The sequence below is a fragment of the Methylobacterium crusticola genome, assembly GCF_003574465.1.
Lineage (GTDB): Bacteria > Pseudomonadota > Alphaproteobacteria > Rhizobiales > Beijerinckiaceae > Methylobacterium > Methylobacterium crusticola.
Genome location: NZ_KZ984631.1, coordinates 1 through 24,737 on the forward strand (window position 1 = coordinate 1; position 24,737 = coordinate 24,737).

20 protein-coding genes and 2 pseudogenes are annotated in these 24,737 nt (G+C 75.2%); 5 read left to right on the top strand and 17 right to left on the bottom strand.

Annotation, left to right across the window (positions count from 1 at the left end; all coding sequences use genetic code 11):
* The 4 genes and pseudogenes from DT057_RS03570 to DT057_RS03585 all read right to left on the bottom strand — a co-directional run.
* A pseudogene (locus DT057_RS03570) lies at positions 1 to 229 on the bottom strand (glycosyltransferase family 2 protein); the annotation flags it as partial.
* Positions 226 to 2,223: a glycosyltransferase family 2 protein gene (locus DT057_RS03575; RefSeq protein ID WP_128560750.1), complete on the bottom strand. Its 1,998-nt coding sequence runs from the start codon at positions 2,221 to 2,223 to the stop codon at positions 226 to 228. The pseudogene DT057_RS03570 and the gene DT057_RS03575, both read right to left, overlap by 4 nt.
* Positions 2,224 to 2,239: 16 nt before the next feature.
* Complete coding sequence (locus DT057_RS03580; RefSeq protein ID WP_238313162.1) at positions 2,240 to 2,896, bottom strand: hypothetical protein; 657 nt, start codon at positions 2,894 to 2,896, stop codon at positions 2,240 to 2,242.
* 35 nt (positions 2,897 to 2,931) lie between these two features.
* Entirely contained in the window at positions 2,932 to 3,468 is a 537-nt protein-coding gene (locus DT057_RS03585; RefSeq protein WP_128560751.1) for an invasion associated locus B family protein, read from the bottom strand.
* Between the two features lie 262 nt (positions 3,469 to 3,730).
* On the opposite strand from DT057_RS03585, the gene DT057_RS03590 reads away from it, so the two are divergent.
* Positions 3,731 to 4,105: a hypothetical protein gene (locus DT057_RS03590; RefSeq protein WP_128560752.1), complete on the top strand. Its 375-nt coding sequence runs from the start codon at positions 3,731 to 3,733 to the stop codon at positions 4,103 to 4,105.
* A gap of 28 nt (positions 4,106 to 4,133) precedes the next feature.
* Here the strand turns inward: DT057_RS03590 and DT057_RS03595 are convergent, their stop codons facing one another.
* Together DT057_RS03595 and DT057_RS03600 are read right to left on the bottom strand one after the other, a co-directional pair.
* Complete coding sequence (locus tag DT057_RS03595) at positions 4,134 to 4,877, bottom strand: M48 family metallopeptidase (protein ID WP_128560753.1); 744 nt, start codon at positions 4,875 to 4,877, stop codon at positions 4,134 to 4,136.
* Between the two features lie 165 nt (positions 4,878 to 5,042).
* Positions 5,043 to 6,311 (bottom strand): polyhydroxyalkanoate depolymerase, encoded by a 1,269-nt coding sequence (locus tag DT057_RS03600; protein ID WP_128560754.1) that lies wholly within the window; start codon positions 6,309 to 6,311, stop codon positions 5,043 to 5,045.
* 342 nt (positions 6,312 to 6,653) lie between these two features.
* Between DT057_RS03600 and DT057_RS03605 the strand changes: the two genes are divergently transcribed.
* Together DT057_RS03605 and DT057_RS03610 are read left to right on the top strand one after the other, a co-directional pair.
* Positions 6,654 to 8,030 (top strand): ActS/PrrB/RegB family redox-sensitive histidine kinase, encoded by a 1,377-nt coding sequence (locus tag DT057_RS03605; RefSeq protein WP_128560755.1) that lies wholly within the window; start codon positions 6,654 to 6,656, stop codon positions 8,028 to 8,030.
* Between the two features lie 38 nt (positions 8,031 to 8,068).
* Entirely contained in the window at positions 8,069 to 8,671 is a 603-nt protein-coding gene (locus tag DT057_RS03610) for an ActR/PrrA/RegA family redox response regulator transcription factor (protein ID WP_128560756.1), read from the top strand.
* Positions 8,672 to 8,714: 43 nt separating this feature from the next.
* On the opposite strand, the gene DT057_RS03615 is transcribed toward DT057_RS03610, so the two are convergent.
* Positions 8,715 to 10,499 (bottom strand): acyl-CoA dehydrogenase family protein, encoded by a 1,785-nt coding sequence (locus tag DT057_RS03615; RefSeq protein WP_128560757.1) that lies wholly within the window; start codon positions 10,497 to 10,499, stop codon positions 8,715 to 8,717.
* A gap of 159 nt (positions 10,500 to 10,658) precedes the next feature.
* On the opposite strand from DT057_RS03615, the pseudogene DT057_RS03620 reads away from it, so the two are divergent.
* Positions 10,659 to 11,477, top strand: a pseudogene (locus DT057_RS03620) (L-threonylcarbamoyladenylate synthase); the annotation flags it as partial.
* 176 nt (positions 11,478 to 11,653) lie between these two features.
* On the opposite strand, the gene wrbA reads toward DT057_RS03620, so the two are convergent.
* The gene (gene wrbA / locus DT057_RS03625) at positions 11,654 to 12,253 is read right to left on the bottom strand and encodes an NAD(P)H:quinone oxidoreductase (RefSeq protein WP_128560759.1); all 600 of its coding nucleotides are present in this window, start codon (positions 12,251 to 12,253) and stop codon (positions 11,654 to 11,656) included.
* A 112-nt stretch (positions 12,254 to 12,365) separates the two neighbouring features.
* On the opposite strand from wrbA, the gene DT057_RS03630 reads away from it, so the two are divergent.
* Entirely contained in the window at positions 12,366 to 13,271 is a 906-nt protein-coding gene (locus DT057_RS03630; RefSeq protein ID WP_238313165.1) for a LysR family transcriptional regulator, read from the top strand.
* On the opposite strand, the gene greA is transcribed toward DT057_RS03630, so the two are convergent.
* From greA to DT057_RS03675, 9 genes are all read right to left on the bottom strand, one after another.
* A complete protein-coding gene (gene greA, locus DT057_RS03635) occupies positions 13,268 to 13,729 on the bottom strand; it encodes a transcription elongation factor GreA (RefSeq protein WP_128560760.1) in 462 nt (153 codons plus the stop codon). The genes DT057_RS03630 and greA overlap by 4 nt on opposite strands.
* A gap of 73 nt (positions 13,730 to 13,802) precedes the next feature.
* On the bottom strand, positions 13,803 to 14,792 hold the full coding sequence (gene acuI / locus DT057_RS03640) for an acrylyl-CoA reductase (NADPH) (protein WP_128560761.1): 990 nt from the start codon (positions 14,790 to 14,792) through the stop codon (positions 13,803 to 13,805).
* 145 nt (positions 14,793 to 14,937) lie between these two features.
* Positions 14,938 to 15,540, bottom strand: coding sequence for a hypothetical protein (locus DT057_RS03645; protein WP_203236174.1), 603 nt, complete (start codon positions 15,538 to 15,540; stop codon positions 14,938 to 14,940).
* A 308-nt stretch (positions 15,541 to 15,848) separates the two neighbouring features.
* Positions 15,849 to 17,036: a cell wall hydrolase gene (locus tag DT057_RS03650; RefSeq protein ID WP_128560762.1), complete on the bottom strand. Its 1,188-nt coding sequence runs from the start codon at positions 17,034 to 17,036 to the stop codon at positions 15,849 to 15,851.
* A 155-nt stretch (positions 17,037 to 17,191) separates the two neighbouring features.
* Positions 17,192 to 18,073: a hypothetical protein gene (locus DT057_RS03655; RefSeq protein ID WP_128560763.1), complete on the bottom strand. Its 882-nt coding sequence runs from the start codon at positions 18,071 to 18,073 to the stop codon at positions 17,192 to 17,194.
* A gap of 144 nt (positions 18,074 to 18,217) precedes the next feature.
* Positions 18,218 to 20,017, bottom strand: a complete 1,800-nt coding sequence (locus tag DT057_RS03660) for an adenylate/guanylate cyclase domain-containing protein (RefSeq protein ID WP_238313167.1) — start codon at positions 20,015 to 20,017, stop codon at positions 18,218 to 18,220.
* A gap of 116 nt (positions 20,018 to 20,133) precedes the next feature.
* Positions 20,134 to 22,812 carry a pyruvate, phosphate dikinase gene (gene ppdK, locus DT057_RS03665; RefSeq protein ID WP_128560764.1) on the bottom strand — a complete coding sequence of 893 codons (2,679 nt, stop codon included), beginning with the start codon at positions 22,810 to 22,812 and terminating at the stop codon, positions 20,134 to 20,136.
* A gap of 133 nt (positions 22,813 to 22,945) precedes the next feature.
* Positions 22,946 to 23,818, bottom strand: a complete 873-nt coding sequence (locus DT057_RS03670; RefSeq protein ID WP_128560765.1) for a S1 family peptidase — start codon at positions 23,816 to 23,818, stop codon at positions 22,946 to 22,948.
* 153 nt (positions 23,819 to 23,971) lie between these two features.
* Complete coding sequence (locus DT057_RS03675) at positions 23,972 to 24,736, bottom strand: S1 family peptidase (RefSeq protein WP_128560766.1); 765 nt, start codon at positions 24,734 to 24,736, stop codon at positions 23,972 to 23,974.
* Position 24,737 lies beyond the last annotated feature (1 nt).

Sequence of the window (24,737 nt, forward strand, 5' to 3'; positions counted from 1 at the left end):
GCTCGGCCGGGCGCAGGCGGTGACCGGCGCCGAGGAGCGCCAGCGCGAGGTTGCGGGCCCGCACCCGGCGCCCGGACAGGAGCGCACGGGCGATCGCGAGCGTCGCGCCGGGGTGGCGGGCGAGGATCGCGGCGCCGGCCCGCCAGCGCGCCGGCCCGGCCGGGGCGCCGCCCCCGGCGAACCGCAGCGGGTCGAAGGCCGGATGGTCCGGAAGCGCCCGCGGCCTCACTCGAGGTCCTCCCCGAAGGTCGTGACCGAGAAGGCCGGGTGGTAATGGGGGTCGTCCCGGATCACCGCCCGCCAGCGCGCGGAGAAGCGCGCGGCCTCGGCCTCGAAGCGGGCCCGGGCGGGGCCGACGCTGGGGCCCCGGCTGACCGACTCGTGGTGGGCGAGGACCGCCCTCGGCGTCCAGACCGTCCGGTAGCCGGCCTCCCCGAGGCGCAGGCAGAGATCGACGTCGTTGAAGTCGATCGGGAAGGCCTCCGCGTCGAGCCCCCCGACGGCGTCGAACTTGGCCCGCGCCACCGCCAGGCAGGCGGCGGTGACGCCCGAGACCTCGTGGGCCACGCGCAGGCGGCCGAGATGGCCGGGCGTGCCGGCGGGCCGGTTGCGCAGGGTGTGGCCGGCCCGGCCGCCGAGGCCCACCACCACGCCGGCATGCTGGAGCCGGCCGTTGGCGAAGAGCAGCTTCGCGCCGACCGCCCCGACCTCCGGGCGCAGCGCCTGGCGCACCATCGCGTCGAGCCAGTCCGGGCGCAGCACCGCGACGTCGTTGTTGAGGAGCACCACCACCTCGCCGCGGCTCGCCGCGACGCCCGCGTTGACGAGGCGCGAGAAGTTGAAGGGCCCGGGCCGGTCGAGGCGGCGCACCCGCGGGTCGCGGTCGAGCTCGGCGTAGAGGGCGGCCACCTCCGCCTGCGACGAGCCGTTGTCGACGACGACGAGCTCGATGCCCGGATACGCCGTCTCCCGGAGCACGCCGCGGGTCGCGACCCGGAGCAGGTCGGCCCGGTCGCGGGTCGGGATCACCACCGAGACCAGGGGCGCGGGCTCGGGCAGGGGCCAGTCCAGGTCGACGGCGTCGCCGAGGCGGGCGACCGTGGCGGGGGAGCCCGCCCGCCGCAGGGCCCGCTCCAGGTCGGCGGCGTGGCCCGCCGGGTCCTCGGCCTCCGGCAGGCAGCGGCAGAGGATGCGGGGGATGCGGCGCACCGGGTCCGGCCCGACCGCGAGGGCGGCGGCGAGCAGCAGCGCCCGGGCCCCCTCCCCCGGCGTCCAGGCGCAGCGGGCCAGGAGCGCGCGGCCGAGGAGCAGCGGGCGGCCCGGGTAGAGGCCCGTCAGGGCGAAGTCCGGGCTCCAGCCGGGCTTCAGCCGCGGGCGCAGGCCCTCGGGCGCGGCGATCTCGGCGTCGGCGTAGGCCAGGGCGGCGGGCGCGGGGCCCGCGAAGGCGCCGGCCAGGAGGGCGAGCGCGTCGGGGGAGAGGACGTCGCCGGGCGCCAGGACGCCGACGGCCTCTGCCTCCGGAAAGCCCGCCGGTCCCTCCTCCCCGGTCAGCCGCGGGTCGGCCGGGGGCAGGAAGCCGGGCGGCGCCCCGCCCTGCCAGCGCAGGACGAGGCGCCAGTCGCGGTGGTCCTGGGCGAGGAGCGCCGCGAGGCTGCGGCGCACCGCCTCGCCCTGGTCGGGACGCGCGTCCATGGCGAGGCCGATGCGGAGCGCGGGCGCGGGGCCCGCGCGGTCGAAGGCGGGCTCGAAGGCGCGCTGGCGCGCCGCCTTCCAGGCGGGGTAGCCCGAGAGCGGCGTCACCGCGGCGGCGATGCGCAGCGTGCTGCGCAGGCGGCGCTGGTCGCGCCTCACCCACTGGTAGAGGGCGACCGGGAGCTTGCCCGGGCGGCGGCGCGCCCCGAGGGCCAGCATCGCGACGTGGCCGAGGAGGCGCGCCTCCTCGATCCGGAACCCCTCCGCCGCGAGCAGGATGGTCTCGGTTCCGGGCGGCACGAGGCCGATCCAGGCCGCCCGCCCGAGCACCGGGCCGGGCAGGAGCGCGTCCTCGTGCGCCCCGTCCGCCCGCAGGAAGCGCAGGAGGGGCCGGACCGGATCGCGCCAGCGGCTCGCCGCGTAGGCGAGGGAGAGCCAGCGGCCGGCGGCCGGGCGGTCGAGCGTCAGCCTGCGGGAGAAGTCCGGATCGCCCGGGTGGGGCTCGACGCGGAAGCGGGCGTCCCGCCTCACGGCCTCACGCGGCAGGTCACTCGGCCGCGCCGGCGGAGGCCGCCGGCTTGCGGCGCGGGGCGCGGGGCGCCTTGCCGGCGGACCCGCCGAGGCCGACCTCGATGTCGAAATCGTTGACGTAGGCGGCCGGGACGCTGAACCCGTCCTCCACGATGGCGAAGCTGGCGTTGGCCTCGCCCGGCGGGATCGTCACGGCGGCGCGCCGGGCCCGGCGCGCGATGACCACGGTGCCGTGCTTCAGGGTCACCGTGAAGGGAGCCTCGAACCGCCCGGGCGACCCGCCCGGGCCGAGCAGGGCCCGGCCCTCGACCCCGACCGACACGAGGGTGGTGCCGTTCGGCCCGGGCGTGCAGGCGCGGCTGAGCTGCCCCAGGCGGACCTGGGTGCGCACCCCGGTCCCGCCCAGGGTCTGCAGGGACGCCTTGCCCTCGGCAACCTCGATGACCGGGCAGTACACGCTGTCGGGGCTGGGCGGCGCCTCGGGGGGCTTGGTGGTGCCGCCGTACTTGAAGATGTTGAGGAACGGGTTGCCGTCGTCCTGCGCCCGGGCGGCCGGGGCCGCCGCGAGGGCGGCCGCGGCGAGGAGCCCGGCGCGGGCGGCCGCGGCGAGGAGCCCGGACCGCGGGGCGAGGCCGCGGGCCGGGCCGCCCGTCTGGAGAAAACCTGCCGTCACGAGTCCCTCCCCGGGGCGCGGCCCCGTCTGGCGCATCATTTCAGGCCGTCGAACCCGTCCTTGAACCCCTTGAGCGAGAGGGGGATGCCCACGCCCTCCTCGGGGGTCTGGAACACGATGAAGGTCGCCTGCTGGCCGCCCTTGAGCTGGCCGATCAGCTTGTCGTCCATCACCACCTCGGCGACGCAGCCCGTGGACAGGCAGCGCACGAACGAGGTGCGGCCGACGTCGGTCTGGTCGATCTTGAGGCCGAGGCCGGAGGGCAGCAGGATGCCGAGGGGCGCCACCACCCGCAGCAGGGTGCCGCGGTTGTCGGCCGTCCTCAGCACGATCACCACGAGGCTCAGGTTGGGCCGGTCCTCGGCGGCGACGTACTGGACCAGCGCGCATTGCTCGGCCTTGGCGCCGGCGGGGGTCTCGCAGCGCAACTGCCAGTCGTCGAAGCTCTGCTTCACGGCACCCTGCGCGAGGGCGGCCGGCGCCGGGAGGCAGGCCGCGAGCCCGAGGATGCCGAGGGTGCCGGCGCGCACGCGGCGTCCGATCGGTCGCAAGCTGTCTGGCACGCCGCTCATCACTCCGCTTCGCGCGGCGCCGTCGACGCGGCGCCGCACCCCTTGCGGGCGTTCCGACCACGCGGGCCGGGGCCTGTCAAGCGAAGCGCCGCGCCGGCACGGGAACCGGCAGCCTCCCGCGCGGCTTAGCTCCCGCGCGGGGCACCCGCGACGGCACGGAAGACACAGCTCGGCCGTATCGGAGCGCCGCGCGCCCGGCCGCCTTTTGGGGGACCGCCCCCGCGCCTAGAGTACCGTGCCGTCTGCCCGCCAGGATCGCCCCATGAGACTTCCCGCCCTCGCCCTCCTGACCCTGGCCGCGACCGGAGCGGGCCTCGCCGCCGCCGCGGCCGAGCCCCTGCCCCTCGGCGAGACGACCTACGTCGAGCGCTCGCTGGAGCGGGACGCCACCCTGACGGTCGAGCACCCGCCGGTGCCGCGCAACCCCCGCGGGCGCCGGGCCGCGCGCTCGGCCGAGATCGCCGGGTTCTGCCGGGACGGGGGCCTGGTCCGGCGCTACGACGCGGCCGGGCAGGTGATCGTGCGGCAGCGCGAGCTCTGCGACAACGTCGCGCCGCGCAGCCTCTATCCCGGTTTCGTCGATCCGCGGCCGGCCTGGCCGGCCGAGCCGGTCGTGGTGGTGCGCTCGAAGGGCTGAGACCGGGCCCGCGGCGCGGGCCTTCCCCTCACCCGTAGCGGTGCAGCTCGGCCCCGTGCCGCTTGAGCCAGCGCTCGGGCTCCTCGTAGCGCGGGTAGAGCGTCTCGACCACGCGCCAGAACCGGTCCGAGTGGTTCATCTCGACGAGGTGCGCCACCTCGTGGGCCGCCAGGTAGTCCAGCACCGAGGGCGGCGCCATGATCAGGCGCCAGGAGAAGTTGAGGTGGCCGCGGGCGGAGCAGGAGCCCCAGCGGCTGCGGGTGTCGCGCACGGTCAGGCGCTTGGGCGCCCGGCCGAGCGCCCTGCCGTGGCGGGTCACCGCGGCGCCGAGGTCCCGGCGCGCCTCGGCCTCGAGGAAGTCGCGCACCCGGCGGGCGACGTGGGGCGCCTGGCCGGACACCGCGATGATGGCCGTGCCGTCGGGCGCCGTCGTGGCGAGCGTCGCGCCCGCGGCCACGGACCAGTGCAGGATGCGGTGCGGCACGCCCCGCAGGGGCACCACCGCGCCGTTCTCGAACGCCACGCGCTCCGGCAGCCGCGCCACGCGGCCGGCGATCCAGGCGCCGTGGGCGTCGGCGAAGCGCTGCGCCGTCGCGATGTCGGCCCGCTCGGGCAGAGTCAGCACGATCTCGCCGGTGGCGCTCGACACGCGCAGGGTGATGCGCCGCGCCATGGCGCGGCGGCGTACGGCGACCGGATAGAAGGTCCCCTCGTGGATCACTGTGACGTGGGTGGGTTCGGGCGCCGACCGGCGCAGCAACGCGACTCGCATGGGGCCATTGTAGGCGCTGGGGGCGGGCCGTGTCAGCTTACCCGTTTGCCGCGCGAGGCGGGGCAGGATGCCGCCCAGCCATGCGCGAAAGGCATGAAGCGCCGGCATGCTGGCTCCCGCAGCCGGGCAGCCGGGCGGCCGTCAGTCGGGTGCCGGCCGGGGCCGTCAGGAGGCCTCGAGGAGCGGCACGGTGTCGGTGCCCTGCATCGCGTGCATGAACTCCGAGATCCGCGGCAGGATCTGCGACCGGAAGCGCGAGCCGTTGAACACGCCGTAATGCCCGACGCCCTGCTGCAGGTGGTAGAGCTTGCGCGAATCGGGCAGGTTCGGCGTCAGGTCGAGGGCCGCGAGCGTCTGGCCGACGCCCGAGATGTCGTCGTTCTCCCCCTCGACCGCCATGACGGAGCAGTGGCGGATCGCGCCGGGGTCGACGCGCTCGCCGCGGTGGAGCATCTCGCCCTTCGGCAGGGCGTGCTCGACGAACACGGTGTTGACGGTCTGGAGGTAGAACTCGGCCGTCAGGTCCATCACCGAGAGGTACTCGTCGTAGAAGTCGCGGTGCTTCTCGGCCGAGTCGCCGTCGTTGCGCACGAGGTGCTTGTACATGTCCCAGTGCGCGGTCAGGTGCCGGTCGAGGTTCATGCCCATGAAGCCGGAGAGCTGGAAGAAGCCCGGGTAGACCTCGCGCCAGCTGCCCGGGTAGCCGGGCGGCACCACCGTGATGCAGTTGCGCTTGAACCATTCCGAGCCGCGCTCGGCCGCCAGGCAGTTCACGGCGGTCGGCGAGCGCCGGGTGTCGATCGGGCCCCCCATCAGGGTCATCGAGGTCGGCACGCCGGGCAGGCCCTGCGCCTCCATGCGGGCGACCGCCGCGAAGACCGGCACCGAGGGCTGGCAGACCGCGATCACGTGCAGGTCCGGCCCCAGGGCCTGGAACATCTCGATCATGTAGTCGATGTAGGTGTCGAGATCGAACCGGCCGGCCTCGAGCGGCACCATGCGGGCGTCGATCCAGTCGGTGATCAGCACCTCGTGGGCCGGCAGCAGGGCCTCGACGGTGCCCCGCAGGAGCGTCGCGTAGTGGCCCGACATCGGCGCCACCACGAGCACCTTCGGCTGCGCCGCGGCGGCCGGCCGCTTGAGGGCCCGCTCGAAGGCGACGACGCGGCAGAACGGCTTCTCCCACACCACCGTCTCGGTGACCTCGGCGGGGATGCCCTCCACGATCGTCCTCGGGAGGTTGAAGGCCGGTTTGCCGTAGCGTCGGGTCGTGCGCTCGAACATCTCGCAGGCGGCCGAAACCGTGCGGCCGTACGGGGTGTAGGTGATCGGGTTCACCGGGTTCTGGAACACGAGCTGAGTCGCGTCGGCGGCGACCCGGGCCGGGGTCAGCATCCAATGCGCGGCTTCGTACCAGAAATAGGAGAGATCCATGACGCCACCGTTCCCGTATTGGTCCAGCAGCGCGCGAGCGCCGCGGAAGACGCCTGCCCCCAACTGAGGACGCGAGAATAAAGTTCCTCATTTGAATGACAACGTCGGGGGAGAACCAAGCTACCAAAAGGTGGAAGCGTGCCTTTTTTACCGCAGCGGCAGGTTTCGCGGTGCCGCGATGCTGCGGTGCAACAGCCGCGGGCGCGGCCGGCCGCCTCCGGTTTTCGGCGGCGGCGGCCTTCGGCTTCCGCCGGCGGCGGCCTTCGCTTTCCGCCGGCGGCGGCCTTCGCTTTCCGCCGGCGGCGGCCTGGGCGGCGGCGGGCCGCGCTCTATCGTGATCCCATGTCCGAGATATCCCCGACCGACCTCGTGCGCGACGCGCGCCACCTGCGACTCGACACGCTGGTGCGGCTGCGCTGGCTCGCGGTGGCCGGGCAGAGCGCGGCGGTCGCGGGCGCGCATCTCGGCCTCGGGCTGCCCCTGCCCTTCGGGTGGTGCTTCCTCGTCATCGCGGCGTCGTCGTGGCTCAATCTGGGCCTGCGGATCCGGTTCCCGGCGAGCCACCGGCTCAGCGACGACGCCGCGGTCCTGCTGCTCGGCTTCGACATCATCCAGCTCGCCGCCCTGCTGTTCCTCACCGGCGGCCTCCAGAACCCGTTCGCGCTCCTGTTCCTCGCCCCGGTGCTGATCTCCGCGACGGCGCTGCCGCCGGCCCGCACCCTGGCGCTCGGCCTCCTGGCGGTGGGGCTCGCGACGCTGCTCGCCCTCGTGTACCGCCCCCTGCCGTGGTTCGCCAACGAGAAGCTCGAGCTGCCCTTCCTGTACGTGTCGGGGGTCTGGACCGCGATCCTGCTCGGCACCGCCTTCACGGGCGTCTACGCCTGGCGGGTGGCCGAGGAGGCGCGCCAGCTCGCCCAGGCGCTCGCCGCGACGGAGCTGGTGCTCGCCCGCGAGCAGCACCTCTCGCAGCTCGACGGCCTCGCGGCGGCGGCCGCGCACGAGCTCGGCACGCCCCTCGCCACCATCACGGTGGTGGCCAAGGAGCTCGACCGGCAGCTCGGGCCGAGCGCCACGCCCGCCGTGGCGGAGGACCTGCGGCTCCTGCGCGACCAGGTGGAGCGCTGCCGCGGCATCCTGTCGAAGCTCACCTCCCTCGACGACGACCAGAGCGGCTTCTTCGAGACGATCTCCCTCAGCCACCTCGTGGAGGAGCTGGTGGCGCCCCAGCGCGCCCTCGGCATCGCCCTCGAGGCCTCGACCAGGGGCGAGGGGCCCGAGCCGTCCTGCCGGCGCAACCCGGGGGTGCTGTTCGGGCTCGCCAACATCGTCGACAACGCCGTCGACTTCGCCGAGAGCCGGGTGGCGATCGAGGCGCGCTGGACCCTCGAGCGCGTCTCCCTCGACATCCGGGACGACGGCCCGGGCTTCGCCCCCGACGTGCTGCTGCGCGTGGGCGAGCCCTACGTGAGCACCCGCAGCGCCGCCCAGGCCGGCTCCGAGGCCGGGACGGGACTCGGCCTCGGCCTGTTCATCGCCAAGACCCTGATCGAGCGCTCCGGCGCCCAGCTCACCCTCGGGAACGCGGTCGACCCCTCGACGGGCGCGGTGGTGCGCATCGTCTGGCCGCGTCACGTTTTCGAGAGGGAGGCGCAGGAGCGCAGATTCGCGCTGCCGAACCCGGCCCCACCCCTGACGCAGGCCCGCGACGCACCTATATAAAACCCTGAAGAAACATAATGAATGGCAAGGAGCGTCGCTTGATGACGCAGTACGGAACCTCAACCGTGGAGGCCAGCCCGGGCACGATCCCGGACGGGGACGCCCTCGCGGCGCACGCCGACCGCAGCCTCCTCATCGTGGATGACGACAAGCCCTTCTCGACGCGCCTGGCCCGGGCCATGGAGGCGCGGGGCTACCGCGTGCACGTCGCCGAGAGCGTGGCCGAGGGCGTCTCGGCGGTCGAATCGCAGCCGCCGGCCTTCGCGGTGATCGACATGCGGCTCGCCGACGGCAACGGCCTCGACGTGATCGCCCGCCTGAAGGAGCGCCGGCCCGAGGCCCGGGGCGTGATCCTGACCGGCTACGGCAACATCGCCACCGCCGTCACGGCGGTGAAGCTCGGCGCGTTCGACTACCTGGCGAAGCCCGCCGACGCGGACGAGATCCACGGCACCCTGATGGCCGAGCCGGGCGAGCGGGCGGACCCGCCCGAGAACCCGATGTCGGCCGACCGGGTGCGCTGGGAGCACATCCAGCGCGTCTACGAGCTCTGCGGCCGCAACGTCTCGGAGACGGCACGGCGGCTCAACATGCACCGCCGCACGCTCCAGCGCATCCTGGCCAAGCGCGCGCCCCGCTGAGCGCGAACCGCCGGGCGGCCCCGGGGGCCGCCCGGCGCATCGTCTACCCGGCGAGCGCCAGCGGCGCGTCCTGCAGGAAGCCGGCGCCGCCCGTGACCGTCTCCTCCAGCCCCCGCGCCGCGGTCGCGACGTTCTCGGCGAAGAACCGGGCGAGCGCGATGCGGGCCGGGTGCGCCGGGTCGGTGTCGCCCCCCTTGAGCGCCGCGGACGCCGCGAGGGCGCCCTGCGCCAGCGAGGCGCAGCCCTGCGCCAGGCCAAACAGGCGCAGGTAGGGTGTCGCGCCCGCCAGGGCCTCGTCGGGCCGGTTGGAGCCCAGCGCCCTCAGCATGAAGCTCGTGGCGCGGTCGAGGGCCTCAATCGTCTCCCGAAGGCGCGGCGCGGTGTGGCCGAAGGCCTCCGTCCCCTCCTTCACGAGGCGCTCGGCCACGGCTCGCATGGAGCCGATCTGGCCCCGCACCACCGCGCCGCCCTCGAGGGGGACCTTGCGGGTGACGAGGTCGATGGCCTGGATGCCGTTGGTCCCCTCGTAGATCGCCGCGATGCGGGCGTCGCGCAGGTGCTGGGCCGCGCCCGTCTCCTCGACGAACCCCATGCCGCCGTGGACCTGGATGCCGAGGGAGGCCACCTCGATGCCGATGTCGGTGGCGAACGCCTTGGCGACCGGGGTCAGCAGGGAGGCCCGCGCCTGCGCCGCCCTGCGGTCGGCGGCGTCGGGGGCGCGGTGGGCGCGGTCGATGGCCTCGGCGGTGAGGTAGCAGAGGCTCCGGGCCGCGCCCGTGAGGGCCTTCATGGTCAGCAGCATGCGCTGCACGTCCGGGTGCGCGATGATGGCGCTCGCGCCGCCGCCCTCGGCCGCGGCGCCCGCCCGGCCCTGGCGCCGGTCGCGGGCGTAGGAGAGCGCCTGCTGGGTGGCGCGCTCCGCGATGGCGACGCCTTGCAGGCCGACCCCGAGGCGGGCGTTGTTCATCATCGTGAACATGCAGGCGAGGCCGCGGTTCGGCTCGCCGACGAGCCAGCCCAGGGCGCCGTCGCGCTCGCCGTACACCATGGTGCAGGTCGGCGAGCCGTGGATGCCGAGCTTGTGCTCGATGCCGGCGCAGCGCAGGTCGTTGCGGCTGCCGTCCGGCAGCACCTTGGGCACCAGGAACAGCGAGATGCCGCGGGTGCCGGCGGGCGCGTCGGGCAGGCGCGCCAGCACCAGGTGGATGATGTTGTCGGTGAGGTCGTGCTCGCCCCAGGTGATGTAGATCTTCTCGCCCCGGACCCGGAAGCTGCCGTCGCCGACGGGCTCGGCCCTGGTGCGCAGGGCCGAGAGGTCGGAGCCGGCCTGCGGCTCGGTGAGGTTCATGGTCGCGGTCCACTCGCCCGAGACCAGCTTCTCCAGGTAGCGCGCCCGCAACTCCTCCGAGCCGTGCCGGCTCAGGGCCTCGACGCCGCCCGCCGTGAGCAGCGGCCCGAGGCCGAACGCCATGGCGGCGGAGTTCCACATCTCGATGCAGGCGGCGTTGAGCAGGATCGGCAGGCCCTGGCCGCCGTACGCGACGGGCCCCGGCAGCGCGTTCCAGCCGCCCTCGGTCCAGGCCCTGTAGGCCTCGCGGTAGCCGGGCGGCATCGTGATGGCGCCGTCCTTGAGCGGGGTTCCGTGCCGGTCGCCGACCCGGTTGAGGGGCGCCACCACGTCGTTGGCGAAGCGGCCCGCCTCCTCCAGGATGGTGTCCACGAGGTCCGGCGTCAGGTCGCCGTGCAGGCCGTCCGCGATGGCGCGGTCGAGGCCGGCGACCTGCCGGAGGGTGAAGGCCATCTCGGCCACGGGCGCGCGATAGGTCATGGATGCTCCTCCCCGGGAGCGGTCTCGCGGCCTTGCAGGGCCGCCCTGATTTGACGCCGGGCCCCGCGCGACGCTACGGCCGCCGGCATGGCGAGCGACAGTTTAGACGTGAACCAACCTCATGGGTCAATGGCCGGCCCGCCGGCACGCAGCGCGNNNTTCAACCCGCTGATCGCCCACCTGCCCGACCTCGCGGCCGCGCGGCGCGAGGGCGCGTTCGGGCCCGCGGCGCTGCGCCTCGCCGAGGCCTTCTGGCCGGGTCCCCTGACCCTGGTGGTGCCGGCGGCCGAGGGCGGCCGGATCTGCGACCTCGCCCGGGCCGGCCTGCCCAGCGTGGCGCTGCGGGTGCCGGCGGGCGGCCTCGCGCACGCCCTGCTCGCGGCGACCGGCCGGCCGGTCGCCGCGCCCTCGGCCAACCGCTCGGGGCGGGTCAGCCCCACGCAGGCCGCCCACGTGCTCGGCGACCTCGACGGCCGCATCGCGGCGATCCTCGACGGCGGGCCGTGCCCGGTCGGGGTCGAATCCACCATCGTGGCCTGCCTCGCGGGCGGCCCGGCCCTGCTGCGGCCCGGCGGGGTCGCCCGGGAGGCGATCGAGGCGGTGCTGGGGGGCCGCCTCGCCGCGCTCGCGACGGCGCCGGAGGCGCCTGTCGCGCCGGGCCTCCTCGCCTCGCACTACGCGCCGCGGGCCCGGGTCCGGCTCGACGCCGAGGCGGTCGCCCCCGGCGAGGCGGTGTTGCTGTTCGGGGCCGCGCGCCCGGCGGGCATCGAGGCCGCCGGCGCCTGCCTCGACCTGAGCCCGGCCGGCGACGCCGTCGAGGCCGCCGCCAACCTGTTCTCCCACCTGCGCCGCCTCGACGCCTCCGGCGCCGCGACGATCGCGGTCGTGCCGATCCCCCCGGCGGGCCTCGGCGAGGCGATCCGCGACCGCCTGCAGCGGGCGGCGGCGCCCCGGCCGGGCGGTCCCGCGCCGCCGTGACGGGGACCGGCGCGGCGCGGCGCGCGGCGAAAAAATCTTTTTCGCGGCGGCCCGGAACCGATCGGCGCCCCGCCCGTTGAGGGGGAGTAGAAGGCCACACAAGCCCCCATCGGCCTTCCCCCTTCAGAGGCTCGGATCCGTCCGGGCCTTTTTCTTTGGGCGCGGGCCGCCGGGAATCAGCCCGCGAGCTTCCGCGCGATGCCAGCGACGTGGCGGCCCTGGTAGCGGGCGCCCTCGAGCTCCACCGCGCTCGGCTGGCGGCTGCCGTCCCCGCCCGCGATGGTGGAGGCGCCGTAGGGCGAGTTCCCCATCACCTCGGTGGTGCCGAGCTGGCCCTGGAAGCTGTAGGGCAGGCCGACCACCACCATCCCCTGGTGCAGCAGCACGGTGTGGAAGCTCAGGATGGTGGATTCCTGGCCGCCGTGCTGCGAGGCCGTCGCGGTGAAGACCGAGCCGACCTTGCCCACGAGGGCGCCCTTCGCCCACAGGGCGCCGGTCTGGTCGATGAAGTTCTTCATCTGCGCCGCCATGTTGCCGTAGCGGGTCGGCGTGCCGAAGATGATCGCGTCGTAGGACGGAAGCTCGTCCACGGTCGCGATCGGGGCCGCCTGGTCGAGCTTGTAGTGCGCCTTGCGGGCGGCCTCGTCGGGCACGAGCTCGGGCACGCGCTTGACCACGACCTCGGCGCCCGCCTCGCGCGCGCCCTCGGCCACCGCGGAGGCCATCTGCTCGATGTGGCCGTAGGTCGAGTAGTAGAGCACCAGCACTTTCGCCATCGCGATCGAACCTTCCCTGTCGCCCCGCGCGACCGCGATCGGGCGGGTTTCCGTCCCCGCACGATCGCGGATCGCCGGCCCGGGCGAAACCGCCTATGCTGCAAGCCGACGCTTGCAGGAGCGCAAGGACACCGTGCCACCCGCCCTCGCCTGGGACGATTTCCGGCTCGTCAAGGCCATCTCCGACCAGCGCGGCCTGACCCAGGCCGCCGAGCGGCTCGGCATCAACCACTCCACGGCCTTCCGGCGCCTGGGCCAGATCGAAGCCGCCCTGCACACCGCCCTGTTCGAGCGCCACCGCACCGGCTACGTGGCGACGCCCGCGGGCGAGGAGATGGTGCGGATCGCCGCCCGCATGGAGGAGGACGTCACCGGGTTCGCCCGCCGGCTCGAGGGGGCGGCGCCGACGCCCGCCGGCGAGTTGCGGGTCACGACGGCGGATTCGCTGCTGATCGACCTCCTGACCCCGATCCTCGCCCGCTTCTGCGCCCGCTGCCCGGAGGTGCGCCTCGACGTCGTGGTCTCGAACCAGGCGCTGAACCTCGCCAAGCGCGACGCCGACGTCGCCCTGCGGGCGACCGACGACCCGCCCGACACCCTCGTGGGCCGGCGCCTCGCCACGATCGCGTGGGCGCTCTACGGCCGGGCCGGGGACGGGGACGGCGGGGCGCTCGCCGAACGGCGCTGGGTCTCGCCGGCCCCGGGGCTCGGGGCCGCCAAGGCGGCGCGCTACGTGCTGGAGCGGACGGCGCCCGAGCGGGTGGTGCTGCGGCTCGACACGGTGGTGGGCCTAGCCGACGCGGTCGCGGCGGGGATCGGCATCGGCCCCCTGCCCTGCCTCATCGCGGAGCGCCGCCCGGGGCTCGTGCGGCTCTCCGCGCCGGAGCCCGACCTCTCCGCCGGGCTCTGGCTCCTCACCCATCCAGACCTGCGCCGGGCCGCGCGGGTGCGGGCCTTCCTGGACTTCGTCGGGGAGGCGATCCTGCGCGAGCGCGACCTCATCGAGGGCCGGAGCTAGCGCACCGCGATGATCTCGCTGTCGTGGCCGGCCACCGTGACGGTGTCGCCGGCCTGCTTGCCTGTGAGGGCCCGGGCGAGGGGCGCCACGTACGCGATGGTGCCGCGGGCCGGATCGGCCTCGTCCTCGCCCACGATGCGGAAGATCTGCTCGGCGCCGCCGTCGCGGGCGATGGTCACGGTGGAGCCGAAATGCACGACGTCGCCGGGGGCCTGTTCGACCACCTGGGCCGAGTTGCGCCGGGCCGTCCAGTAGCGCAGGTCCCGGTTGACGCGGGCGAGGCTGGCCTTGTCGTCGGGCGAGAGCCCCGCATGCTCCGTGTGCAGCCGATCGAGCTCCGCGTCGATCAGGGCGAGGCCCTCGGGCGTGACGAAGTTCGGGTGCGGGGAGACGGGACGGTCGGGAAGGTCCTCGAAGGCCTCCCCCCCTTCCCGCTCGCGGACGAATGCAATGCTCATGAAACCGGCAATGCGCGGGGCAATGTCAAGGTTCCACCGCGCGGCGATCAAACTCCCGCGCCCGCCCGGGGCGTCAGTCGACCGTCACCACCACGCGCCCGCGGGTGCGCCCGGCCAGGATCGCGGGGCCGCGCTCGATCACCCCGCTCAGGGGGATCGTCGTCGTCATCGCGGCGAGCCTGTCGAGGTCGAGGTCGCGGGCGAGCCGCGCCCACGCCTCGCGCCGCAGGGCCTGGGGCGCCATCACGCTGTCGATCCCGAGGAGCGCGACGCCCCGCAGGATGAAGGGCGCGACCGAGCCCGGCAGGTCCATGCCGCCGGCGAGCCCGCAGGCCGCGACGGCGCCGCCGTAGCGGGTCATGGCGAGCGCGTTGGCGAGCGTCGTCGAGCCGACCGCGTCCACGGCCGCGGCCCAGCGCTCCCGGCCGAGGGGCTTGCCGGGCGTCGACAGCTCCTCGCGGCCGATGATCTCCGCCGCGCCGAGGCCGCGCAGGTACTCCGCCTCCTCGGCCGCCCGGCCCGTGGCGGCGACGACGTGCCAGCCCGCCGCGGCGAGCAGCGCGGTCGCGACCGAGCCGACGCCGCCGGCCGCGCCCGTGACCAGGGCCGGGCCGGCCTCGGGCCGCAGCCCGTGGCGCTCCAGCGCCAGCAGGGCCAGCATCGCGGTGAAGCCGGCGGTGCCGACGGCCATCGCCTGCTCGGGGGTCAGGCTCGCCGGGAGCGCCACCAGCCAGTCGCCCTTCACCCGCGCCTTCTCGGCGTAGGCGCCGAGATGGGTCTCGCCGAGGCCCCAGCCGGTCAGGATCACGGCGTCCCCGGGCGCCCAGCCGGGATGGCTCGAGGCCTCGACCACGCCCGAGAAATCGATGCCCGGGATCATCGGGAAGCGGCGCACCACCGGCGCCTTGCCGGTCAGCGCCAGCCCGTCCTTGTAGTTGAGGGTCGAGTGCGTGACCCGGACGGTGACGTCGCCGTCCATCAGGTCGGCCTCGTCGAAGCTCCGGAGCGCGACGCTCTGGCCGCCCTCGCCCTTCTCGATCACCACGGCCTTGAACGTGCCCAACGCGGCCTCCCCTGTCGCCGTTCGCAACCCGGGTTGTGGGGCGCCGGGGGCCGCGCGGCAAGCCGTCGCGCGGCCCCCGGACCGGCGCGGGCGGGAGCGCGCGGGCGGGAATACCCGGGCGGGAATGCCCGGGCGGGAGCGCGCGTCAGTAGCCGTCGTAGAGGCTGCCGCCCCCGAACGCGATGCCGGCGGCGGTCCCGGCCGTCGCCAGGCCGAGGCCGACCCCGGCGCCCGCCACCGCGAGCCCGGCGCCGACGGGGCCGTAGCCCCCGCCGTACCCGCCGCCGTAGCCGCCCGCCGGGCCGGCCGGGACCCAGCCGGCGCTCGCCGGCTGGACCAGGACCCGGCGCTGGTAGGAGGCGTAGGCCGGCGGGATCACCTGCGGCACGACCTGCGGCGGGCGCACCAGCACCCGGCGGGTCTGGACGGCGTATTGCGGCGGGGTGGTGACCCAGCAGCCGACGAGCTGCCCGTAGGCGTCGTAGGAGGTCTGCCAGACCCGGCGCGCGGGGGCCACCAGCACCTTCTCCGACACGGTGTCGTAGACCGGCGGCACCACGTGGTTGACCGTGCGGGGCGGGCGCACCATGACCTGCTCGGAGACGGTGCCGTAGACCGGAGGCGTCGAGACCCGGCGGTAGCAGTCGGTGGTGCAGCCGAAGCCGCCGGCGACGGCCGGCGCGGCGAGCACGACGAGGCCCGCCGCGGCGACGAGGGCGGCGGGGAGACGGGCGACCAGGGCGGTCATCGGAACTTCCTCAAGGATGGCGGAGAGCGGCGCGGCGCGGCCTGCGACAGCGCCACGCTTGCCCGCCAGAGAAGCCGCTCCCCGCCGCGATCGGCAAGCCGAAACCCCGAAGAGGGTAAAATTGCCCTCGGGAATTACTACGTATTTCGGCGCAAGTCGGACGGAGTCGCGCAACGCTGCGCGTCGATCGACTCGGGCGGACTCGCGAACCTCGCAATCTCCGCATCGCCTATAGTTGCCGTAAACCCTAACGGACGGGCGCGGGGCGGCCCGGCCGGGGACGGCGCGCCGCCGCCCCGGGGGCCCCGTCAGGTCTGGCCCTGGCGCAGCTGGTAGAAGATGTGGCGGCCGATCACGTCCATCTTCTTGAGCCGGCGCGACCAGCGCGGGCGCACGTAGTCGGCGTGGTAGTGGGTCGCGCCGCCGACATCCGCCAGGTAGGTGCGCCCGTCGACGACCGCCCTGGCGACCCGGGCGGCGGCCTGCCAGGAGGCATCGTCGGTGATGCGCAGCGAGCGGCCCTCGCAGGCGAACGAGAACTGGCAGCCCATGTAGCGGTGCCGGTTCTGGTAGACGACCCCGCAGATGTTGGCCGGGTAGAGCCCGCTCTTGGCCCGGTTGAGCACCACCTGGGCCACCGCCGCCTGGCCCTGCTCGGGCTCGCCCCGGGCCTCGAAGTAGACGGCCTCCGCGAGGCAGCGCTGCTCCTTCTCGGCGTTCTCCGGGGTTATCAGGTCGGCGTAGCGGCGGCGGGCGTCCCCGGCCGGGGACGCCTCGGCGGGCACCCGGGCGGCAGTGGTCAGGGCCGCCCGCGCGTCGCGCTCGAGGCGCGGCGAGAAGGGGCCGCCGGCCACCGGGGCGGCGGCGACCTCCACCGGGATCGCGTCGGCGGGCGCCGGGGTGGCGGAGGAGAGCGCCACCGCCCGCGGCACCGCCGGGGTGCCGCCGTCCTGGCGCGCGTCGCGGGTCTGGCCGCCGCTGCCGCCGCCGCGTGTGGCCACGGAGGCCGCCGCGGCGGGCGAGCTGGCGCCGGGCTCGGGCGCCTCTCCCTCCGCGAAGGGCACGAAGCCGCTCTCGGGCTCGAGGTCCGGGTTCCAGGTGGCGGGCCCGGGCGTCAGCGCCGCCGCGACCGCGTTGCCGGCGCTGCCGAGCCAGCCGCCGCGGACGACCGCGAGCGGCCGCCGGGCCGCGCCGACGCGGGCCGACATCAGGGCGTCGGACTTGCGCTGGCGCTGGGCGAGGGGCCGGGTGCGGGCGTCGGCCTTGAGGTCGCCCCGGAGCGGCTCGGCGTCGAGGGGCGTGGCGTCGGGCCGCCAGGCGCCGAGCGCCACCGGGGCGATGAGGCCGCCCTCCGGCAGGGGCGGCATCCCGTGCGCCGCGAGGCGCGCGACGGCGCTCGACCCGAGGGAGGATTCGTAGCCGGCCGAGGCCGTGAACGAGACGAGCACGCCGAGGCCGGCCACCCAGGGGGCGAACGCGGCGCAGAGCCAGCGCATCCCCTTCGTCCGTCGAACCCGCCTCTTGCGCACGCGCCGTTCCCGCGATGGTGGGGCCACCGGGGCCCGTTACGGCCGGGAGTGTCGCGGGGTATGGTTGAGCGTTGGTTAAGGCCGCCGGGAGGATCGAGGCCGATGCCGGGGAGGCCGCGCCGTCAGGCCCTCTGCCAGCCGGGGCGCGCCGCCCCGGCCGCGGCGCCCGGGTCCGCCCCGCCCGCGACCATCCGGCGGCCCTCGAACACGGTGGCGTAGAGGGTCTCGATCGCGTGGCGGCCGACCGCCGGCCTGATCGTCGCGCCGTCCGGGTAGAAGACGTCGAGGGCGTCGTCGAGGTCCGTCTTGAACGTATCCTGCTCGCCGTGGCAGACCATGCCGGGGATGTGGGACGTGACGTAGTTCTGGACGTCCATCTGCTGCGGCGAGCGCGAGTGCGGCTCGCCGAGCCTGCGCTCGCGGACGAAGACGTTCTCGGTCCGCCCGGCGGGCACGACCGCGTAGAGGTCGTAGTCGGCGTGGACGTAGCTCCCGCCGGTCGCCAGGGTGGTCGGCGAGTGCCGCACGCAGCCGTAATGGACGTGGCCCGGATCCATCTGGGTGAAGTAGGTGTATTCCGGGCAGATCGTCCGGAGAGGCCGGCCCCGGCCGTCGTAGAGGGATTTCGGGGCGAGCTTCGGGGGCCGGTAGTGGCTGGCGCCGTTCTCGCCGGAGCCGTGCGCGAAGGCCCGCCACTCCTTGATCGCGCTCTCCACCTTGTCGCGCCCGAAGACGATCGGCAGGTAATCCCGCAGGACGTCGCAATCGACCACCAGCCCGGCGGTCGTGTACGCCCTCCCGTTGATGTTGACGTTCTCCTCCGCGGTCTTCGCCTTGCAGTCGATCAGCTTGGGCGCGTAGCCCGGCTTGCCGATGTAGGGCAGGCTCCTCGGGTTGGTCCGCCGGACCGCGATGTAGACGCCGAACAGCTTCGCGGCCCGCCGGAAGACGACGATGTCCTCGGCCCGGAAATACGTCTCCGTCGGTCCGTCCTTGGTCGCCATGGGCCGCCCCTGACCGCGCTCGGCCGCGCTGTGCCTGCGGGGGCAGCGTAGCCCGCCCGCCCGTCGCGGCCAACGCTCCGCGGAGCGCCGGGGCCGGGTGCGGGCGCGGGGGCGTGCGGCGGCGCACACGCGGGGGGAGGCCCGTCAGGCCGCCGCGCCCGCGCGCGGGCCCGCCTCCCCGCCGAGGCGTCCCGCGAGGTCGCCGGCCCGCTCCGCGTAGACGACCGCGAGGGCCTGGGCGACGCCCCGGACCGCCACCGTCTCGGTGCGCAGGCCGGCGGGGTCGATCCCCGCGCGCCGGGCGGCGTCGCAGGAGGCGACGAGCTGCACGTCCGCCGCCTTGGCGAGGGATTCGAGCCGGCTCGCGAGGTTCACGGCGGGCCCGATCGCCGACATCGCCTGGCTCTCGCCGTAGCCGAGCCGGCCGAGGACCAGGGGGCCGGCGTGCAACCCCATGGCGATCCGCAGCGGCGCCGGCAGTTCGTCGGCGATCTGCCGGTTGAGGCCCGCCACGGCGCGGTCGACCGCGGCCGCCGACGCGAACGCCGCCCGGCAGGCGGCGTCGATCCCGTCCCGGTGGGTGAAGAGCGCGAGCAGGCCGTCCCCGGCGTAGCCGCCGATCCAGCCGCCCGCGGCCTCGACCTCGCGGCCCACCGCCTCGAAGAAGCGATTGAGGATGAACACCACGTCGAAGGCGAACTTGCGCTCGGACAGCGGCGTGAACCCGCGGATGTCGACGAACAGGATCGCCACCTCCCGCTCGATGCCGGCGACGTCGGGATTGGCGAGGTGGGCCCCGGCGCTCTCCGGGCGCCGCGCGTCGAGGATGCGGATCAGCGCGACGTCGCCGGTGGGCCGGGCCTGGCAGGCGAGGCGCACGTTCGGGGGCGCGCCGATCGCCCGCAGGGTCGCGGCCTCCACGGCGGCGGGCGGCGTCAGGTTGCCCTCCCCGCCGACGATCAGCACCCGGCAGGTCGAGCAGCGCCCGCGCCCGCCGCAGACCGAGACGTGGGGAACCCGGTTCGCCCGGCTGACCTCGAGGAGCGTCGGGCCCTCGAGCGTCCGCACCGTCGGCCCCCCCAGGTAGGCGACCGAGAGCCGCTTCGCCCGCAGGCCGCCGGCGATCCGCACGGCCGCCACCGCGAGGGCCCCGGCGAAGACCGCGTAGACGAGGGCCGAGACCGGTCCGTCCCAGGCGGCGACGGCGGGCGGCACCGGCGGCACCTGCCAGCGGGCGGCGAGGTCCGGGGCCGCGAAGCGCCGGGCCAGGACCACGTCCTGCTCCATCATGCGGCCCTGCATGACGATCCCGGCCAGCGCCGCCGCCGGCAGGCCGAAGGCCGGGACCGCGAGGAGCGGCGCGGCGCGGCGGTAGCCCGGCGCGAGGCGCAGCCAGGCGTGCAGGCCGAGGCAGCCGTGCACCCAGACGACGAGCAGCAGCAGGGTCTGGTGGACCATCGCGTCCGGCCAGAGGTGGACGATCTCGTAGGCGTAGCTCGTGCGCACGCCCTCGCGCAGGTTGGCGACCCGGGTGGCGAGGACGTGCGGGACGAGGAGGAACGGGATCGCGAAGCCGAGCAGGGTCTGCACGCCCTCCCAGGGCGGCATCCTGAGGGTGCGGCGCCCGGCGAGGCGCCGCACCGCCAGGGCCACGTGGGCGAGGAGCGCGAGGCTGAGGACGAGGGAGCCCGGCACGGACCGGGTGACGGCGACGCGCCAGCGGGCGGCGTCCGTCATCGCCTCCAGGCTGACGAGGCCGAGGGCGTGGTTGGCGAAGTGGGCCGCCGCGAAGGCGAACAGGATCAGGCCCGAGACGAGGCGCACGCGCTGCGCGGCCGACCCGCGCCACAGGCCGGCCCCGGCGGCGGCGGCGCCCGCGGGGTCCGCCGGCCCGCCTCGGGGCGGCTTCGGTGCGGCGGGCGGCTGCATGGCGGGTGGCAGCATGGCGGGCGGCTCCTCCCGGGGGCTGCCGGCCGCGGACCCGGGCGTCCCCGCAGGGAGCGTCCCGGGCCGGGAGCGGCCTTCGCGTGAAGGGGCCCCGGCCTCCTCGGGCCCGGGCCTCAGGCCTCGCCCTGGGGCTTCTCCTTCAGCGCGGCCTGCGCGGCGGCGAGGCGGGCGATGGGCACCCGGTAGGGCGAGCAGGAGACGTAGTCGAGCCCGGTCTCCTGGCAGAAGGCGATCGAGGCCGGGTCGCCGCCGTGCTCGCCGCAGATGCCGAGCTTCAGGTTCTTCCGCACCGCCCGGCCGCGCTCGGCGGCGAGGCGGACGAGCTCGCCCACGCCCTCCTGGTCGATGGACACGAAGGGGTCGGAGGGCAGGATGCCGCGCTGGGTGTAGAGGCCGAGGAAGCGGCCGGCATCGTCCCGGCTGATGCCGAGCGTGGTCTGGGTCAGGTCGTTGGTGCCGAAGGAGAAGAACTCGGCCGAGGCGGCGATGTCGCCGGCCCGCAGGGCCGCCCGCGGCAGCTCGATCATGGTGCCGACCTGGTACTCGACCGCGGTCCCGGCCTCCTGCGCCACGGCCTTGGCCATCGCGTCGATGCGGGCCTTGACGAGGTCGAACTCGGTGCGGGTGAAGACGAGGGGCACCATCACCTCGGCGATGATCGGCGTGCCGGACTGGCGCGCCGCCTCCACGGCGGCCTCGAAGATCGCGCGGGCCTGCATCTCGGCGATCTCCGGGTAGAGGATCGCCAGCCGGCAGCCGCGGAAGCCGAGCATCGGGTTGAACTCGTGCAGCTCGTTCATCCGCCGCCGGACCTTGTCCTCCGGCACGCCGGTCGCGGCCACGAACTCGGCCACGTCCTTGTCGGTGTGGGGCAGGAACTCGTGCAGCGGGGGGTCGAGGAGCCGGATCGTCACCGGCAGGCCCGACATGATGGTGAACAGCTCGACGAAGTCCTGGCGCTGGTAGGGCAGGAGCTTGGCGAGGGCCGCGCGGCGGCCCTCGGCGTCGTCCGCCAGGATCATCTCGCGCATGGCCACGATGCGCTCCTCCTGGAAGAACATGTGCTCGGTCCGGCACAGGCCGATGCCCTCGGCGCCGAACTTGCGCGCCGCCCGCGCGTCGAGGGGCGTCTCGGCGTTGGTGCGCACCTTCATGGTGCGCACGCCGTCGGCCCACTCCATCAGCGCCGCGAAGTCGCCCGACATCTCGGGCTCGAGCATCGGCACCGTGCCCTCGATCACTTGGCCGGTCGAGCCGTCCACGGTGATGCGGTCGCCGGCCTTGAGCGTGACGCCCCCGACCGAGAGGGTGCGGGCGGCGTAGTCGACCCGGATCGAGCCGGCGCCGGAGACGCAGGGCTTGCCCATGCCGCGGGCCACCACCGCCGCGTGCGAGGTCATGCCGCCGCGGGTGGTGAGGATGCCCTCGGCCGCGTGCATGCCGTGGATGTCCTCGGGCGAGGTCTCGATCCGCACCAGGATGACCTTGCGCTCGGCCTTCCTGGCCGCCTCGGCCTCCTCCGAGTTGAACACGATCTCGCCGCAGGCGGCCCCCGGCGAGGCCGGCAGGCCGGAGGCGATGACCTTGCGCTCGGCCTTGGGGTCGATGGTCGGGTGCAGGAGCTGGTCGAGGGAGGCGGGCTCGACGCGCCCGACCGCCTCCTCGCGGGTGATCAGGCCCTCGCCCGCGAGCTCCACGGCGATGCGCAGCGCCGCCTTGGCGGTGCGCTTGCCGTTGCGGGTCTGGAGCATCCAGAGCTTGCCCGTCTCGACCGTGAACTCCATGTCCTGCATGTCGCGGTAGTGGTTCTCGAGCAGGCCGTAGATCCGCACGAGCTCGGCGTAGGCCTCCGGCATCGCCCGCTCCATCGAGGGCTTGTCGGAGCCGGACTCGATGCGCGCCGCCTCGGTAATGTCCTGGGGCGTGCGGATGCCCGCCACCACGTCCTCGCCCTGGGCGTTGATGAGGTACTCCCCGTAGAGCGCCCTCTCGCCCGTCGACGGGTTGCGGGTGAAGGCGACGCCGGTGGCCGAGGTCTCGCCCATGTTGCCGAACACCATGGCCTGGACGTTCACGGCGGTGCCCCAGCTCGCCGGGATCGCGTGCAGCTCGCGGTACTTGTTGGCGCGCGGGTTCATCCACGAGCCGAACACGGCGCCGATCGCGCCCCAGAGCTGCGCCTGCGGGTCCTGCGGGAAGTCCTGGCCGAGCTCGCGCTGCACCAGGGCCTTGTACTGGCCGATCAGGTGGCGCCAGTCGTCGGCCGAGAGCTCGGTGTCGAGGCTGAGGCCCTTCTGGTCCTTGTAGCGCTCCAGCACGTCCTCGAAGGCGTGGTGCTCCACGCCCAGCACGACGTTCGAGTACATGGTGATGAAGCGGCGGTAGCTGTCGTAGGCGAAGCGCGCGTCGCCGGAGCCTGCGGCCAGGGCCTCGACGGTGGCGTCGTTGAGGCCGAGGTTGAGCACCGTGTCCATCATGCCGGGCATCGAGGCCCGGGCGCCCGAGCGGACCGAGACGAGGAGCGGGGCCTCCGGATCGCCGAAGCGGCGCCCGGCCAGGCCGCCGACCGCCTCCAGCGCCGCCGAGACCTGGCCCTCGAGCTCGGGCGGGTACTGGCGGCCATGGTCGTAGTAGTAGGTGCAGACCTCGGTGGGGATGGTGAAGCCGGGCGGCACCGGCAGGCCGAGATTCGACATCTCGGCCAGGTTCGCACCCTTGCCCCCGAGCAGGTCGCGCATCGACGACTTGCCCTCGGCCTTGCCGTCGCCGAAGGTGTAGACCCACTTCGCCATGTCGTTTCGTCCATTCGTCCGGGTTGCCGCCTTGAGCCCCGCCGGGTTGAACCATCCGGACGCGCAACGCAAGATGAACGGTGCCGCCGGGTCCCCGGGGGAGATCGCGCGGGCCGGGCGGCGCGCGGGCGCCCTAGCGGGCGCCGGTCCAGTCGGCTGCGTTGGCGCGCGACCCGCTGGTCGGCATCGCCTCGCCGGGCGCGTAGCGGCCGAGCTCGGCGGCGCGGGCGGAGATCCAGGAGACGTGCTGGGCGGTGGGGGTGACGGCCGTGAAGCCGCCGCAGGCCGTGCGGGCCCGGCCCTGCTGGGCGGCGCCGCTCGACCAGCTCACGACGCCGACGAGCTGGTAGCCGCCCGGCCCGCCCCGCAGGATCGGGCCGCCGGAATCGCCCAGGCAGGCGCCGGCCCCGGCGGTCTCGGCGAGGCTGCGCCGGTCGGCCACGACCGTCACGGTGTTGGCGACCTGAAGCTCGCCCAGGGAGACGAGGCGGGCCTGCCGCAGGACGCGGGCGGTGCTGCGGCGGTTCTCCGCCACCACGCCGTAGCCCGCGATCGCCACCGGGTCGCCCGCCGCGATGTCGCCGCCGTAGCGGGGATCGAAGGGCTGGAAGTCCGGCCCGAGCCGCTCGTTCAGCTTCAGGATCGCGAGGTCCGTGCCGGGCTGGGTCTCGGGCGTGGTGCCGGGCACGAAGTCCGGGTGCATGGCGGCCGCGACGGCGCGCAGGCGGCGCTGCCGGAACGCGCGGTCGACGGCGACCACCCAGTAGCCGGCGCGGTGCATGACGCAATGGGCCGCCGTGAGCACGAGGTCCGGCCCGATGAGCGAGCCGGAGCACATCTCCCCGGTGGTGCTCTCGATGCGCACCACCGAGCCGCGCAGCCCGTCGGGATCGCGGGACACCTCGCCCTGCACGACGGCGCCGGCGCCGACGCTCCACAGGCCGAGGGGCGCGGCGACCGCGAGGGCGGCCAGGGCGGGACGGAGACGGGACGGGGCGAAGCGCATGCAGCTAACCTAGAAGCGTGCGGCCACGCTCGACAAGTGAAGTCTCGCACGCCGGCCGAGGTTCCACCCGGTTCGTGTTTCGCACTGTAAACGAAGTGTCGGCGGCAAGCCGCGGGCCGCGGAGCCTCCCGCTTGGGCCGCGCCGCCCTCCCCTTACTCCCAGCGCGGCGAGACGCCCCATCCGGCGAGCGTCCGGTCGATCCAGGCGCGCTGCGGGGCGAGGAGGACGCCCTGGGTGAAACCGCCGCAGGCCGCGGCCCCGCCCCCGACCCAGGTCGTGACCGCGACGATCCCGGCGCCGCTCGCGATGGGGCCGCCCGAGTCGCCCTCGCAGGCCGCGGGCGCCGCGCCCGGGGCCTTGAGCCAGACCAGGATGCGGCTCGGCCCGTGCGGCTCCACCACCGGGAGCGCCGCGGTGCGGAAGGTGCCGGTGCTGCGGTGATCGCCCGGCCGCGCCACGCCGTAGCCGCCGAGCACCAGCCCGGTCCCGGCCGGCAGCGGCCGCTCCGACAGCAGCGCCGCCGCGAAGCGCGCCGGAAGGGGCGCGGCGGTGCGCACCAGGGCGAGGTCGACCGAGCGCCGGCGCCCCGCGATGGCGCCCGCGTCGTAGCCGGGATGCACGGCGGCGGCGGCCACCGCGAGCAGCACGGGCTCGCCCGCCTCGTCGCGGAAATGCACCCGGTGCTCGGCGCGGCCGGCGGCGCAGTGGGCGGCGGTCAGCACCGCGTCGCGCCCGACCACGATCCCGGTGCAGACGCCGCCGCGGGACGACAGCACCATCACGCTGCCGCGGGCGAGGTCCGAGTCGGGCGCCTCCGTGCCGCCGATCACGGCGCCGGCCGGCGCCGCCGCCAGGGACGGCGCGAGGATCGCCGCCGCGAGGGCGAGGCGCGCCGCCCTCGCGGCGCGCGCCGGCACC